The sequence below is a fragment of the Brevibacillus invocatus genome (genome assembly GCF_003710915.1).
Classification (GTDB): Bacteria; Bacillota; Bacilli; order Brevibacillales; family Brevibacillaceae; genus Brevibacillus; species Brevibacillus invocatus.
Genome location: NZ_RHHR01000027.1, coordinates 1 through 14,860 on the forward strand (window position 1 = coordinate 1; position 14,860 = coordinate 14,860).

Genomic DNA, 14,860 nt, shown 5'->3' on the forward strand with positions numbered 1-14,860 from the left:
GGTTGGAATCCGTTCTACGATTCGAGCGACCAAAGAATACAGCATAGCAACATAATTCAACTCAGTAGGAGCTCCATAGATCGACTTTTTGGAGATAACACAAAGAATCGGATCGATGTCAAGGGTGGAAAAAATCGCTCCAAATCGTTTGGGAGGTTCTAAATCGAATAATTCTTGTATATCAAACAGGCTTCCTTGTCTTATAATGGACATTGGGAGTCACCTCCAGTTCTCATAAGTTTTGGTCGTACTTAACTTATTAGAGATTTGGGGAGGTACTCCTTTTTCTATGCTTAAAAAACCTTGAGCCCGTAGGGCTCAGATTTATGAAATTGATTCAAATTGCTATTTTATTCATCTTCAAGTTTAATCATCAAAAGATGACATCCATTGTCAATGATAGGATGAGGTTAGGAGGTGCATTTCTTTGCGAGCAGATCGTTTGCTATCCATATTACTCTTGCTACAAAACCAGGGAAAGATGACAACCAAACAGCTTGCAGACAAGCTGGAGGTATCAGAGCGGACCATCCATCGGGATATGGAGGCGTTGAGTGCTGCTGGCGTGCCAATATTTGCAGAAAGGGGAACTTATGGCGGTTGGCAGCTGACAGATGGGTATCAAACGGATCTGACAGGTCTTAAGGCATCCGAAATAACATCGCTTTTGCTCGGTTCACCCTCGACCATGCTGGGGGATTTGGGCATGCGCGAGCATTTTGAAGCCGCCCTGCAAAAACTGCTGGCTGCCTCTCCTGCTGCCCTTCGCCAGGATGCCGAATACGTCCGTCAGCGCATCCATATCGACGGAGCAGGCTGGCATCAATCGAATGAGTCCATTCCCTTTTTCCCAGCGATACAGGATGCCGTCTGGCAGGAAAAACAGCTGCTCATCCAATATCGGCGCACCAACGACATCGTCGAACGGACGATTTCGCCCTTGGGATTAGTAGCCAAGCGCAGCACCTGGTATCTCGTTGCCGAGGTGGATGGCGCATGGCGCACCTACCGGATCTCCCGCTTCTTGAGCGTCCTTCCATTGGATGAGGGCTTTATTCGGCCAGCCTATTTTGATTTGGCGGGCTACTGGGAAGAATCGACTGCTCATTTTCTGGCAGCCCTCCCCCGCTATCCGGCAAAGCTCCAGATCAGGGAAGACATTCGAGACCGCTTCGCAGAGGAGCGTTTTGTCCAAATAAAAAACACCCAGTCCGCATGCAACGGCTGGGTGGTAACAGATGTGCAATTTGAAACGTTGGAATCTGCTGTCGAAATCGTACTCCGGTATGGGGCTCTCCTGAAAGCAGTGGAACCCCAAGAGCTGCGGGACCAGGTCATCGCTGAAGCGCGAGCCATCCTCTCGCTCTACTCTTAACCCAAAGCTACGGATTCTCGTTCTCTCGTCTCTCTGCCTAGAATGAGCAGGACGATGGTGCCCAGAATCAGGACGACCGTGAACATGCCAAAGATAAAGGAATAGCCGTATTGCAGACCGGAGTAGTAACCGACCAGATAGGGCGCGATGATGCTGCCTATACGTCCGACACTGGATGCAAAGCCAGAGCCTGTCGCTCGCAGTGGTGTCGGGTAATTCTCTGGCGTATAGGCGTAGAGTGCGCCCCATGCCCCCAGATTAAAGAAAGACAGCAGGGCTCCCGTGACGAGCAGGCTCGTCGTACCGTTGCTTTCACCAAACGCGTAGGCCATAACGCCTGTCATGAATAAAAAGCTTGCGAGTGTCTGCTTTCGGCCCCATTTTTCTACCAGATACGCAGCAACGAAATAGCCTGGAAGCTGTGCCAAGGTCATGATCAGCACATACTGGAAGCTTTTAATCATCGTAAAGCCCTTGTCTACCAGCACGGAAGGCATCCAGAGAAACATGCCGTAGTAGGAAAAGGCGATGGCAAACCAGACAACCCAGAGGGTGATCGTCTCTTTTTTATGAGCCGTCAGCAATTGGCTTACTGGAATACGCTCAGCTTTCAGGCTGAATTGCGGCGATTCCGGGATGTTTTTACGCGCGAACCAGGCGTATACGATCGGTGCAGCCCCGAGAATGACAGCCAAACGCCAGCCGTAGTCGGGGATAATGAAATACGCTATGACAGCCGCGATCAGCCAGCCTACCGCCCAAAAGCTCTCCAGCAGTACAACCGTTCTGCCCCTTTTTTCGGGTGGCGCGAACTCGTTGACCAAGGTCGAGGCTACTGGAAGCTCTGCTCCCAGCCCAAGACCCATGAGGAAACGGAAGAACAGCATGGAGATGAAGCCTGTTGCAAAAGCGCTAGCCAGACTGGCAGCACCAAACAGAAGCAGTGTGAGCAGAAAAATGGGCTTACGTCCAATCCGGTCCGCCAGATAGCCCCCGACCGCTGCACCAATCGCCATGCCGACAAGATTACCGGTTCCCAAAAGTCCCGCTTCTTCTCCGCTCAGTCCCCATTCCTGGCGCAACGCAACCATGATAAAGGACAACAAGGCAACATCCATCGCATCAAACATCCAGCCAAAGCCTGCTGCCCAAAACACTTTTTTATACGGTACGGACATGTTCGTTTCCCTGCCTTCTTTTCTCATCTGGTTATCTTCATCCCACTTTAAAACAGCAAGGAGATGAACGATTCACGATCCAGATTGCCGAAAAACTCCTGGATATTTACGTCAGACAACAGCTGTGTCAGTGTAGAGCGGTCGTAAGGCTGGTCGAGAAGCAATGCTTCCAGCTCTGACACGTCCCTGACCCCAAAGAAGTCACCGTAGATATGCGCTTCCTTGATTCTGCCTTTTTCAATATCGAGCTGCACCTCGATGTTGCCGATGTCAAAACGCTTGGACTGGCGGAAATTGCTCTTGGGAGACTTCCCGTAATTCCAATCCCAGTTTTGATAACGTTCTCGGGACAGCTCGTGGATTTTTTCCCAATCCTCATCCGTCAGTTTATACTCGATAATTTCTTTTCCTTCAAAGATTGACTTCAGGATGGCTAGTCGGAAATCCTCAATGCTCATCTCTTGATCCAAAAACTCTGTGATGTTGGCAACTCTGCTACGGATGGACTTAATGCCCTTGGATTTGATCTTCTCTGCATTTACTTTTAGTGCGGAAACGACATTCTCCATCTCCGAGTTGAACAGGAGCGTACCGTGGCTGAACATCCGTCCTTTGGTCGAATACTGGGCATTGCCTGAGATTTTACGCTCTCCTACTTGAATGTCATTGCGACCGGTCAGCTCTGCGTCTACCCCTAAATGCTTCAAGGCTTGTACGACAGGCTTGGTAAACTTACTGAAATTATGAAACGACTGCCCATCATCATTTGTAATAAAGCTAAAATTCAGGTTCCCCAGATCATGGTAGACCGCACCGCCACCCGACAGCCTGCGAACGATGTGGATGCCATGCTGCTCCACATATTCAGCGTTGATTTCCTCGATCGTATTCTGGTTTTTCCCTATAATAATGGACGGCTCATTCACATAGAACAGCAGATAATCATCTGTAGCAGGCAATTGCTTCAACGCGTATTCTTCTATCGCCAGATTGATTCTTGGATCTGTAATTCCTTGATTGTCGATGAATCGCATCATGTTTCCCCCCCGTTGGCAAGGCTAGTCTTCCCTTATCATACCATGTCCATCCGGTAATAGAGAGCCATGCGCGAGTATGAAATAAATAGACTGCTGAGAATGGTTTTCTCAACAGCCAGTTAGGTCTTACTCCGATTGTGATTAAAGCAAATACAGTTGAACCAATCCGCGAATTCTTGACTCGGACAGAGTAGTGTGATCTTGAACAATCGGCATCAGGTATTCCATCACCCTGTCGATGTCTTCTTGGCTGGACGCCTCAACCTGATCGATTGCGTGATAGATCATGATGGTCATTTGCTTACCGGTCAAGATATACGGTTTGCCGTTGATGGTGGTCTCCAGAATGGCGAGCAAGGCCTCTTCAATCACGTCCTGCGCTTCGTCCATGTCATTACCGACCGCGGATTTCCCCTCACCCTCAGGCAATTCCTTGTACAGCTTCTTCGCGTTGTTCAGCTTGTCGATGGCTGCATCGATACCGGTTTTGCTGGTCAGTTTGTCATCCAGGATATCATCGAGAATGTCACGCACCGCATCCATGTCCTCAAGCAGTTGCTTCACTGCATCCAGTCTTGCCTGCAGCTCAGTCTTGGCTTCCCCTTCCGGCACGTTGTCAATGGCGTCTTGGGCGGCATCCACGCTTTCCTGCGTTTGCTCCTGTTCAGCCTGCTCTACCAGTTGGGTGGCAATACCCAGATAGTCCGGTTGTTCTTCGATGTTGGAATTTTCATACGCGTATCTGACCAGATCATCATACGCTTGGCTGAAGTTCCATCCATAATCTACTGCGATTTCCCATGTAAGGCCGGACGCAATGACCATACCGTCGCCCAATTCGTATTCTACCAATGTAGCCTGGTCAGAGACAGAACCTCTTATAATGACATTGCTGTTGCTGGGCAAGGAAGATTCGTTCACAACTCGGTGGCTGGCAAAGCTTCCTGGAAACTCGCCTGATAAACCACCACCCCTGACAACCGGATGATCCGTATCTACGACGTAATTGTTTATCTCATAGGATGATGTACTCGTTACTCCGCCGGGGAGCGCTGCATTAAAGGATCCACCGTTGTGACCCTGATCCGAAATCCCCGCGAGAAGGACGCCGCCCGATTCCACGTAATCTTCGAGTTCATCTTTAGCAGCGTTGTAGTCGTTATAGAAGGTAGAGTTCTGGTCGTTGGCAAACATGATCATGCGGTAGTTGGACAAATCCAGATCATCCACCCGATCCATGGTTGCGGCATCGTAGGCGATACCCAGATTAGCCAATGTACGTTGCGCGGCACTACTCCCCCAAGGATACACGTTCATGACGAGAAGCGCCTTGCCTTCCTCCCCCCCAATCTCCGATGCGATGTTCAAGCTTTGTTGCTTGCTCAGCTTCTTTGGCGTGTAGCCATCCGGCGGCGTTACGGAATCCGCGGATTCAGCCTGTGCATACAGGGTGGGAACGGCCAGTGAGAAAACCGTGGACAAAGCAACCATTGTCCGCAAAACTTTTTTCATAACAACCCTCTTTTCCTTACAGATTTTTTGCGATTCGTTGCAAATACCGTCTGCTATCTTTGCGCCATCACCCCTTTCACATACAAAGGGATGCCCAGAGCGGGACATCCCCAAAAGGTGGCAATAACGGCTTAGTCTTGTACGAATTCGGTTCCGAAGTTGAATTTGACTTCCTTACCTTGGAGTGGGTTGTTTTCTTCTGGAGTTAGATCGTCAAAGGAAACAGTATAGCCGAAGAAGAGGGATTCGCCTGGCTCAACCACGTATTGCAGACCAGGATCCACGATGTTGTCATTGCCGACCAGATTGCTCAATTGGTCCTGGAATACATGCTGGACGTTTACGTTGACCGGGTCGCCGTTTACATGTACGCGGAACGATTCTTCCATGAGCAGTCTTTTCACTTCTCCGTGGACCTGCTTGATCGCCTGTTTCAGTTCTTCCAGCTCCATGGTGTCATGCCCTGGGAACATCGCTTCCATCAAGTCATCGAAGGTCGTTTGGTAGAACTGGTCAATCGCATCCACCAAGTCCGCATACTCGCTGCTGTCGATGTTCAGGAACACGTTGGAATCCGGTTCAAAAACGGCGATCGTCGCATGTGCTTGCTCGGCAAAGGCCATCGCATCATCATCTTGCGCCTCCGCGAAAAGTTTGTTCAGCTTCGCGTTCAAAGTACCGTCGTTGCGGATAAACATGCCGCGTGTATGCGTATCGCCAGGCTGCCAGAGGCCAGTGCCCAGGACGCCGGCGTCATCCGGACCGAAGCCGTCGCTCGTGTAGAACATCGGTCCTTCTATCGGAATGTCATTGCGGAAACCGGTCATTTCCAGTGTACCTGCTTGAACAGTGTTCCCGGTCGATGTTTCAGTATCATTAAAATAAGCATAAGTTCCAGCGCCCACCAGGCCAGCGAAAGCCACCGTCGAAGCGAGCATAGACAAAGCCAAGCGCTTTTTCATCGAATGATTCCTCCTATTGAAATGCGGGAGAGGCATCCTCTCCCGCTTGGTTGAAATGGGCTTGCGCTACAGGATGTTTATTATTGTTGGCGTGCTTCGAATACGAGGTTGACAGATGCGCTGTCGCCTTGGTATTCGTTTTGCGGAGCGTTGGCTTCTTTAAATGTCAGTTTGAAGGTAATTGCTTTCTCATCATCTGCTGCACCGTCAGCACCGAGTGCACCCAGTTCGATATTCGCATTATCCAGATCGGTCAGTGTCAGATCGCCACCGTTTGGATCGTTAACAGTTACTGCTTGCCCACCGAATTGCACATCGGTAACGATCAACTGAGTACCGATGTCGCTTCCATCGCCATTGCCGTCTGCAGTGTAGTCGGCAGTAACATTTACGTTAGCAGCCAAAGATCCAGCGTTGCTCAGGTTGTAGTTTACATCCCAATCGTCACCTGGTTTTGCGTTTTCAATGTTGAACACGGCAGCGCCATTGAGGTCTGGTCTTAGGTCAATCGTACCGGCTGCGAACGTGTTGTTGTTCGACGTTTCGGTGTCATTGAAGTACGCGAAGGTTCCGCCGCCGATCAGTGCAGCACCGATCCCCACTGATGCCAAAGTAAATGCGAATTGTTTTTTCAAGCTCATTTCCCAATTCCTCCCACATATCTTGTATTTTGTTCGTTGGCACCCGAGGCGGTGTGCCTTACAGTTCTAATCTTACTGGTTTCCAATCTTTTCAACTTCCTGCATCGGGGTGAATTAAGTAGGAGAGCATGGATGAACCGTTTCTAACACTAATCGGCTACAACCTTTCATACTCAAGGATGAGGAGTAATCATCCCTGGGTAAAACCAAAAAACCCGATCACGCAGACCGGGCTTCTTGCAGGGGGCTGTTCAGTTTGCTGCTGCTTCTTCTTCCTTCATCATCTTTATCAGCTTCCAGATCTGGCTGACAATCAGATACAAACCGGGAACTCCCAAAAAGATCAGCATGCCTGCCTTGGACTTGATGAACTCAACCAGGTAGCCAACCAGCGGGACCCAGTAGTCGACTTGGCCGATCACCCGGTCTTTTGTTACCGGGGTGGAATCCATTCCACCATTGGCGTCCCCTTTTGTGATCAGCTTTCCTTCATTGATCTCCACTACACGGTGGGTAACCGTCCGGCCGTCCAGCTCTTTAAAGGTGATGATGTCGCCTTGTTTTATTTGCTCAAACGTAACGGGCTTCACTGCCACCACGCTGCCTGTGTCAAAGGTGGGAGCCATCGAGCCGCTGAGCACCACCATGATCTCACTTCCAAATAATGTTGTTTTCCCGCCGTTCAATTTACCGATGAAAAGAAATACGCAAAGGGCGATGACAACTACGAGAAACAGAGTTGTCAGGACCGATATTGATTTTTTGAGAATAACCACTTTGTGTAATCCCTCGCTTTTTTCGAGCGGTTCTGTCGTTCACCGCTCCCAGTATGGATGATACAACTTCCCAAAAATACATCTCCTTCGTCAGATACCGCTACGATGCTTGGGCCGGTTCCCCAGATTCAGGAGAGCTCTCAGGAGAGGGTGACCCTTGATTTTCACCGGAAGGCACGGATGGAGCAGGGTCGGTCGAAGGCGTCGGTGGTGCAGTAGCTTCATCCGATGGCGGAGAAGGCGAATCTGCAGAATCGGACGGCGGAGGTGTAGTCGGCTCCGTCGTTGATCCGTCCGGCGGTGGTGTTTCTGGCGTTGCAGGTGTTTCTGGCGTGCCGGGTGTGCCAGGCGTGCTCGGATTTCCAGGCTGCTGGGGATTTCCCGGGGCATTCGTCTCCTGCACGTCCGTCTTCTTTTTGTAAATCGTTGTGACCGCAACTGGAATCACGACATCGTAAAAACCGCCCAACGCAGTGACATGCAGTTCCCCTTTTACTGTCCCGTTTTTCCATTCCATTTCACCACGGGCATGGGAAATGAGAAACTCAATGCCCTCCTCCGACTCTATCTTTTCAACCTTGACAATACCTTCCACTGCTCCGGTTACACGTAAGTTCTCCAACTCCAGATCCAGGTGAGGACGCTGCGGAATAAACACAATCGTCTGTGCTCCTTGGTCGATCGACACTTTATCTTCCGCCGTCTCGGAAGAAGTTCCGTCAGCATTCATCGTCCGTCTGATTACGGTCCGCTTGGTTATCTTGGTCTCGATCGTCATTTCCTTGGTCTGTGTCACAAATACATCTTCATTGGTACCGAGGGAGATGGAGGACGTCTGTTTTTTCTCACTGGTCAAGAAGGCGACCGTACCGTCCAGTGGCACGATGTTCAACACCAGACTGGCCGCGAACAGCCCTACTGCGATTTTTTTCAATTCCCTCCCCTCCTTTACTCAGCATAAATAGCGTCCTGTGTCACCTGCTTTGCCAAAAAACGCAGCTCTAGTTCCCCTTGTAAAGCTTGAAAGGTATGGTCGACGCCTTCCTGCGGCAGATATGCCGTAATGAGAAACTTCTTATTCGGATCCCCGGCATGAAACATGTTCTCCGTATCATTCGAACGAACCACTCCAGGCTCTTGCGGATGCAGATCGCGAACAAGCCCCTCATACAAAATATTCTTGCCGCTCGCGATGCGGATGTGCAGAACTTCCTCCAGCTTTTGCGCCACTTCCGGAGCATTCGTATTCTTCATCTGAGCCACGATTTTGTACACAAAGTCGAGATCACTCGCGCCCTTTGATAAGGTTGCCTCTAACAGCCGCTCATCCCCCGGTATCATTTTGGACAGATCAATGGATTGGTTGCCGCCCTTCACGACCTTCCACTCACTGCCAAAGCTGCTCTCGGTAATGTCGAGCAATCCGATGACAAACTCATGTCCGGTGTCCTTGGCTTCCTGCCACATCCAGCTGTAGGTAGTGGCGGGCTGCCCCAACAAGGAGACTGCTACACCTATCAAAAAAAAGCTTCCGACTACCTGGTCGCGGAAAAGGAGCCACCGCCCCTTTGATCTCTTGACCCGCCGTCTGTTACTCATATTTGTTGTTTTCGAGGTACAAATCTGCCTTGTGCAGATGAAGAGCCAGTTTTTTCGTTTCGCTCTCTTCCGTTGCGATCTCCTTAAATCCGTCAATGCCATCACCTACCCGCACACCGCCGCTTTCCACTGCGTGTTTGTTTACTTTGGTGAAATCATTGCCGACAATCTGTACTTGAGTCTCTTTGTCATTGGCGATCACAACAGCATGCTCTCCTCCACCAAATGTGTTGTCAGCGATAAGCACCGCCTTGATCGTTTGCTCCAGGAGGATGGCAGTTTGCGCTCCTTCAAATGTGCTTCCTTTGATGGTCAAGCCTTCAATAGTCTCACTCTCTCCATCAACGGCCGCCGTCTGGATCGCGGTTTCGAAGCCGCTGCCAAACGTGCAAGCCCGAAAGCTGATATTGGAGCCGATGACCAAACCTGTCCCATTGCCCTCAAAACGGATTCCCTCAAACGATGCGTTGCTGACCTGAAGTTCATCGGCTTCGATGACGACTTTGCCTTCCTGGCCGGGAGCAGCCTTCCAGGTAATATTTTCAGGCAGCTCCAAGCCGCCCAGATCGTAAGTGCCTTCCGCTAGAATAAAGGTCATGGAGGCATCTTCCTCCGATACCTTGTCAGCGAGCTTCATGGTTTCCATCAGCTGCTTGCCGCTCAAATCCTCTGGTCTAAAGGTCATGACCGGCCCGCCTTGGGCAAAATACTCGCCATTTTCCTGTTGGGTGGCGAGGAAGCCGAAATTAACCTCTGCCGACTTCTGCTGCACTTCGTTACCCGTGCTCTCCGGGAGGTATACAGAAAATTGAAGCTGGTCACTCTCGCCTTTGCCCAGCTCTGGGATAATTACATTCGCCTGCGACAAGGTGCTGACCCGTCCATGATACAACACGCTGCTGTCGCTTTGAATCTCTACCACCAGTTGGTCGTACACGATATCATCCCCGCTCGCCTTCTCCGCCAGCAGCGCATACTTGACAGGCACATCACTTTCATTGCTTACGGTAAGCCCTTTCTCGAAGCGCACTCCAGGCAAAAACGGCTGATCGCTATCCGCCTGAAACTTCAAGTTGCTCTGCCCCAGACTAATCTCCAGTGTGCCGGCAGCAAAAGTGGTGGAATCATCCACTTGGCTGGTAAAGTATGCGTATGTACCAAAACTGGTGCTGGCCGTGATCGATGAGAGGACAGCCGTTCCAATCAAGATACGCTTCCATGGCCAGTTTTTAACCTGCTCCCATTTCATGATACTTCCCCCTCAATGCACTCGGTTTGAGTCAAATCCTGCTTGCTGTTTTTCTTTCGTTGTGTATAGATCAAGAAAGCTGCGAACCCTGCAAGGAGAAAACCCAAGGTCAACGGCTCTCTCAGCATTTGCTGGAACGATGCGGCGTACGGGATGGTAAAAACCACCTTACCAAGCAGACGTGACGGATCGGTCCACCCCCCGTCCGTTTCCTTATTGGCGTCTCCCTTGGTCTGGAGATAACCGTTTTCCAGACGTTGCATGACGCGATGTGTCATCAGAGAACGGGTTTTATCGTTCTGATAATAGGTCACGATGTCGCCCACCCGGGGTTGGTCCTGCCCGTAACGCACAACGATCACCATGTCTCCTGCAGCGATGGCGGGAGACATGCTGCCCGTAAGAACGGAGAGCACCCGCCAATCGCCGTACCCCGGAATTTGGTCGGGATTCCAACGACTTGTGGTATACAGAAATAAATTAGTAAATGTAAACAGAGCCAAAAATACCAGTCCAGCTTGTTTTACCCATCGGAATCTCACGCCGATCACCTCTTTCACTTATTCTACGCCAAAGCATTTCCGCTATCTTCCATCACCGGTACGACTCACTTCCCTTGAAAGGCGGAAGATTTTTCGCGAACAGGATGAATCCTTCTCATACTGAAGGATGAGAGAGCGAAACCAAATAAAAAAACTGTCCTCATCAGACAGTATCCTCGTCAGTAATATGAAGTTTCAGACGATAGGTGACCAGAGGCCGTACCGGCACATACCTTTTACCAGCCGGCCCAGCCTTTATCAAGGTGATATCCTTTCCACAGTAAGGACAGATCCAACGGCACAAGTCACCACTACTATAGGAATGCTTTTTACAGTGCTTACACCGTTTTTGCAACAAGCGACGTCCCCTCCCCCTGCTTTCCCCCACTCTATCAAAATGGACACGAGGAAAGGAATCGGGGAACAGTCTCATTTTTTTTAGCCACGAGGCTGAGAATGATCCAACCATCGGGGGACGTGGGACACCTTTGTCGGGGAATGAATCTGTACGGCGCTGGCAAACGCCTGCACTACTTTCTCGTCATAGGCATTTCCAGCCATGCTGCAAATCTCTTCGTACGCTTCTGCAAGCGTAACCGCTTCCCGATAGGCTCGTGGCGTCGTCATTGCCAGAAAACATTCAACAATACCCAAAATCTGTGCCAATAGCGGGATCTCCTCCCCTTTCAACTGCTGAGGATATCCGCTTCCGTCATACCGCTCATGATGAGAGTAAAGCGCTTTTACCACACGCGCAAAGGCGGGTTTATCATGAAACATCTCGCTACCGATGTGACAATGTTCCTGAATGATTTGATATTCGTAGGTGGTAAGTCTTTCATCCGACTCAAAAACGTAGTCCGGCCATTTGATTCGACTGACATAATGCAACAGTGAAAGCATGTTGATCTCCCAGTCATTTACCTTCTCCAGCGGAAACTCTCGCAAAATCCGCTTGATCAGGCGGCCCATCTGTTCAATCTCTTTGCTGCTGCTCTGCGTCTTGCGTTCAACGATGGGAACCAATGTATTCAGCAATGTCATGGCATACTCCCGATTGTGCTCCTCTGCCGCCTTTCGCGAATCGCCTAACACTTTTTTTATGGTGACATAGCCGATCCAGGCACACGCAGCACTGATTCCCGCCAAACTCAGATCAAACAAAGCATCTATTGTCACCGACATGTTTTGTTCCAAACCCAGTGTGAGTACGTAGATGAGATAGGCTGCCGATCCCCAGATGAGCAGGAGAGCACGGTCGTGAAAAAAGCTGAGAAAGATGGGAAACAACAGGAAAATCATCCATACGCCAGTAAACTGATGAGGATTGTACAAGCAGAAAAACAGCAGCAAGCAGGTCCCGAGGAAAGCGGAAATATGCAGCGAATTGGTCCCAGGCATTACGTAAAGCTTGTGCAAGACATAGACGGTCCAACTGACTGCAGCACATATCGCCAATCCGAAGATCGCCATCCACGGTGACAAGACGACTCCCAACGTGTGCAACAGCAAAGACAGGAACGCATCGACACTGACGAGCAGTGATATCCCGTAAAACATGCTATCTGCCAAATAACCAGTGTGATTACCGTTTCTCTTTCGCGATTTCATGGACAACCCTCTTTACGATTATTCCATCGACCACTATCGTCAACGCGGAACCTTGACCAGTCCTTTTTTCAACGCGTACAAGACTGCCTGTGAGCGATTCGGTTGACCTGTCTTGCGCAGAATGCTGCTTACATGTGTTTTCACCGTTGCCTCGGAGATGAAGAGGCGCTGAGCGATTTCCTGATTTCCTAGATTTTCCACAATCAGCTGAAAAATTTCCTGTTCGCGCTCGGTGAGGGAAATACCTGAGTTTTCTTTCTTTTTCTGTTGCAATTTGGATTGAAAGCAGGAGTACCCCATCATGACCATATCCATGGTGTTCAGAATCTGTTCAGGGACCGTGTCTTTCATGATGTATCCGTCCACATTGGACTCCAATGCCCGAAATACATCCTCACTTTCGTCGAATGCTGTCAGGATCAGCACTTTGATTTCAGGCAGCTGCTCCTTCATTGTTCTGCAGCTGTCGATAATGGAGATACCGGGCATTTTCAAGTCAGAGATAATCAAATCAGGTTTCAACGCCAAAGCCTTGGTTTGCAACTCGTCTCCGGTGCTTGCTTCATCCACCACCGTATAGCGTGGGCAGCTTTCCAGAATCATCTTCAGCCCCTCCCGCACAATCCGATGATCATCAGCCAGCAGCAATCTCACCCTATCCACATGTCCACTCCTTTTCGCGGTATGATAGCCACGATTTCAGTTCCCTCTTCCGGTTTGGAGCGGATCTGAAACGTCCCTCCCACCTGTGAGATACGCTCTTTCATTCCCATGACTCCATACTGGTTTTTCTTCCTTTTTTCTTCGGGACAAAAGCCGATTCCGTCATCCTTGACCCGTACTTTTACCTGTACCGAAGAAGCCTCCGCACTTACGTCAAGAAAATGGGCATACGCGTGTTTCAGCGCATTCGCCGTCGCTTCCTCCACCATCCGATAGATGGCATCCAAAATCGGCAGATCTTCCTCCAGCACTCGTACTTTTGATGTAAATCGCACCTGCAGATCGGTTCCAGCCGTCATTCGCCGCAACAGTTGCTCGATGGCTTCGGAGATCTGCTGCGACTCCCGGAACTCTCGCAAATGCGTAATGGTACTCCGCACTTCTTTGTGGCACCACTGGATTCGCTCTTCAATCTGACCAAGCCGCTCTGCTGCGGTTTCTTTTACCTCTGAAGGCAGGGACTGCTTGAGCTGGAATAGTTGGGCGGACAAAAAAAACAACTGCTGGGCTAATCCATCGTGCATGTCCTGAGCCAGTTTTTTCCGCATTTCCTCGTGGAGAGATTGGGCCATTTCATAATGGAGACGGTTTTGTTTACCCTGCTGACAAATAACGGTCGAAATAACGCGAAGCATCAACCGCTCTGCTTTGCTTATCTCCTGCTTTGGAGGGATTGCAAAAATCAGGCATCCCCACGCCTCATCATCTAACCTGAGTGGCGAACAAGCATATGTATCTTCCCTGCCGGTGTAATCATCCAGCTTCAAGATCGCAAGTCGGTTCCAATCTTCTGCACCTGCGTCCAGCAAACATTGCAGAAAGTAATCTCTTTTCCAGTCACCTTCCGTCTCCCGTTCTTGGTACAAACACAAATATGCCTGCTCTGTGCGAAATACGCGTCGCAACATCTGCTCGGTAACCTCGCAGATGTTGATGGATGGAGCTGACGAGACTTTCCTTAAAAAAAGGTACACTTGAAAACATCTGGCGTAGAGTTTTTTTCCCATTTTCAGCAAGGCAACGACCCAGAACGTCAGACTGGCCCAAATCATCATATCGAGTAGTATACTCAGGTTGTCATGCTGGGTCTTTGGAAGCATGACTTCGGTGGGAAACCATAAGGTAAGAACGAAAACGGCAAGAATAAACAGGGTGAATACGAATAGAACCTGTTTCAGCCGCAAGACAGCCGTCAGCCATAACATCGACGTGTACGCATAGAGCATAAACGGGCTGTTCCACGTACCGGTCTGTGCGATGAAAAAGAGAGCAATCCCCAAATCGACCATTCCGAGCAAAAACCAGGATCGTCGCGGAAGTGCGTACCCGAGAATAATGACGTAGACACCACAGATACCTAGGGTGATTGCGGAAAATCGGTAGTTTGGACTGGGAGCGTCCATGAGGAAGAAGAAGAAAGCCAACAAAAGCACCCATTGAAACAGATACAGAACGAGGCGAATTTCTTTTAGCAATTGGTCCATTCGACAAGACTCCACTTCCCATTGGAAAAACAAAACGGAAAAAATAGACATCATAATCGTACTTGATTTTTACAAACATTTACAATATATGAAAAGTGTCGAACCGAGATGAGTTTTCTAGTTTTTTCGACCTACTTTTACATACTTCCTCCAGCCCATTACCTCACCATG

Annotated in this window: 14 protein-coding genes and 1 pseudogene; 1 reads left to right on the top strand and 14 read right to left on the bottom strand. The window is 49.8% G+C overall.

Going from position 1 to position 14,860, the window contains the following annotated elements:
* A pseudogene (locus EDM52_RS24930) lies at positions 1-213 on the bottom strand (IS5/IS1182 family transposase); the annotation flags it as partial.
* A gap of 214 nt (positions 214-427) precedes the next feature.
* Between EDM52_RS24930 and EDM52_RS14325 the strand changes: the two are divergent.
* Entirely contained in the window at positions 428-1,375 is a 948-nt protein-coding gene (locus EDM52_RS14325) for a helix-turn-helix transcriptional regulator (RefSeq protein ID WP_122909665.1), read from the top strand.
* Here EDM52_RS14325 and EDM52_RS14330 read toward each other — a convergent pair.
* The 13 genes from EDM52_RS14330 to EDM52_RS14395 form a co-directional block, all read right to left on the bottom strand.
* A complete protein-coding gene (locus EDM52_RS14330; protein ID WP_122909730.1) occupies positions 1,372-2,553 on the bottom strand; it encodes an MFS transporter in 1,182 nt (393 codons plus the stop codon). The two genes, EDM52_RS14325 and EDM52_RS14330, sit on opposite strands and share 4 nt — an antisense overlap.
* Positions 2,554-2,600: 47 nt before the next feature.
* Complete coding sequence (locus EDM52_RS14335; RefSeq protein ID WP_122909666.1) at positions 2,601-3,587, bottom strand: lipoate--protein ligase; 987 nt, start codon at positions 3,585-3,587, stop codon at positions 2,601-2,603.
* Positions 3,588-3,731: 144 nt separating this feature from the next.
* A complete protein-coding gene (locus EDM52_RS14340; protein ID WP_122909667.1) occupies positions 3,732-5,102 on the bottom strand; it encodes a type 1 glutamine amidotransferase family protein in 1,371 nt (456 codons plus the stop codon).
* A gap of 131 nt (positions 5,103-5,233) precedes the next feature.
* Positions 5,234-6,064, bottom strand: a complete 831-nt coding sequence (locus tag EDM52_RS14345) for a TasA family protein (protein WP_122909668.1) — start codon at positions 6,062-6,064, stop codon at positions 5,234-5,236.
* Between the two features lie 80 nt (positions 6,065-6,144).
* Positions 6,145-6,705: a TasA family protein gene (locus EDM52_RS14350; protein WP_122909669.1), complete on the bottom strand. Its 561-nt coding sequence runs from the start codon at positions 6,703-6,705 to the stop codon at positions 6,145-6,147.
* Between the two features lie 251 nt (positions 6,706-6,956).
* Positions 6,957-7,481, bottom strand: a complete 525-nt coding sequence (locus tag EDM52_RS14355; RefSeq protein ID WP_122909670.1) for a signal peptidase I — start codon at positions 7,479-7,481, stop codon at positions 6,957-6,959.
* Positions 7,482-7,581: 100 nt separating this feature from the next.
* Entirely contained in the window at positions 7,582-8,415 is an 834-nt protein-coding gene (locus tag EDM52_RS14360; protein ID WP_122909671.1) for a hypothetical protein, read from the bottom strand.
* A 14-nt stretch (positions 8,416-8,429) separates the two neighbouring features.
* Positions 8,430-9,002 carry a hypothetical protein gene (locus EDM52_RS14365; protein WP_122909672.1) on the bottom strand — a complete coding sequence of 191 codons (573 nt, stop codon included), beginning with the start codon at positions 9,000-9,002 and terminating at the stop codon, positions 8,430-8,432.
* A 70-nt stretch (positions 9,003-9,072) separates the two neighbouring features.
* Positions 9,073-10,329 (bottom strand): M73 family metallopeptidase, encoded by a 1,257-nt coding sequence (locus tag EDM52_RS14370; protein WP_122909673.1) that lies wholly within the window; start codon positions 10,327-10,329, stop codon positions 9,073-9,075.
* Positions 10,326-10,871, bottom strand: coding sequence for a signal peptidase I (locus EDM52_RS14375; protein ID WP_183185099.1), 546 nt, complete (start codon positions 10,869-10,871; stop codon positions 10,326-10,328). The genes EDM52_RS14370 and EDM52_RS14375 overlap by 4 nt, the downstream gene beginning before the upstream one ends.
* Before the next feature lie 438 nt (positions 10,872-11,309).
* On the bottom strand, positions 11,310-12,482 hold the full coding sequence (locus EDM52_RS14385; protein ID WP_122909676.1) for an HD-GYP domain-containing protein: 1,173 nt from the start codon (positions 12,480-12,482) through the stop codon (positions 11,310-11,312).
* A gap of 39 nt (positions 12,483-12,521) precedes the next feature.
* On the bottom strand, positions 12,522-13,145 hold the full coding sequence (locus EDM52_RS14390; protein WP_122909677.1) for a response regulator transcription factor: 624 nt from the start codon (positions 13,143-13,145) through the stop codon (positions 12,522-12,524).
* On the bottom strand, positions 13,133-14,689 hold the full coding sequence (locus EDM52_RS14395) for a sensor histidine kinase (RefSeq protein WP_183185101.1): 1,557 nt from the start codon (positions 14,687-14,689) through the stop codon (positions 13,133-13,135). Before EDM52_RS14395 ends, EDM52_RS14390 begins: the two co-directional genes overlap by 13 nt.
* Between the last annotated feature and the right edge of the window lie 171 nt (positions 14,690-14,860).

What these genes read in the sequence shown, in the direction of transcription:
- EDM52_RS14385 (WP_122909676.1), bottom strand. Translation starts at nt 12,482, where the DNA reads ATGAAATCGCGAAAGAGAAACGGTAATCACACTGGTTATTTGGCAGAT.
- EDM52_RS14395 (WP_183185101.1), bottom strand. Translation starts at nt 14,689, where the DNA reads ATGGACCAATTGCTAAAAGAAATTCGCCTCGTTCTGTATCTGTTTCAA.
- EDM52_RS14330 (WP_122909730.1), bottom strand. Translation starts at nt 2,553, where the DNA reads ATGTCCGTACCGTATAAAAAAGTGTTTTGGGCAGCAGGCTTTGGCTGG.
- EDM52_RS14370 (WP_122909673.1), bottom strand. Translation starts at nt 10,329, where the DNA reads ATGAAATGGGAGCAGGTTAAAAACTGGCCATGGAAGCGTATCTTGATT.
- EDM52_RS14335 (WP_122909666.1), bottom strand. Translation starts at nt 3,587, where the DNA reads ATGCGATTCATCGACAATCAAGGAATTACAGATCCAAGAATCAATCTG.
- EDM52_RS14345 (WP_122909668.1), bottom strand. Translation starts at nt 6,064, where the DNA reads ATGAAAAAGCGCTTGGCTTTGTCTATGCTCGCTTCGACGGTGGCTTTC.
- EDM52_RS14340 (WP_122909667.1), bottom strand. Translation starts at nt 5,102, where the DNA reads ATGAAAAAAGTTTTGCGGACAATGGTTGCTTTGTCCACGGTTTTCTCA.
- EDM52_RS14350 (WP_122909669.1), bottom strand. Translation starts at nt 6,705, where the DNA reads ATGAGCTTGAAAAAACAATTCGCATTTACTTTGGCATCAGTGGGGATC.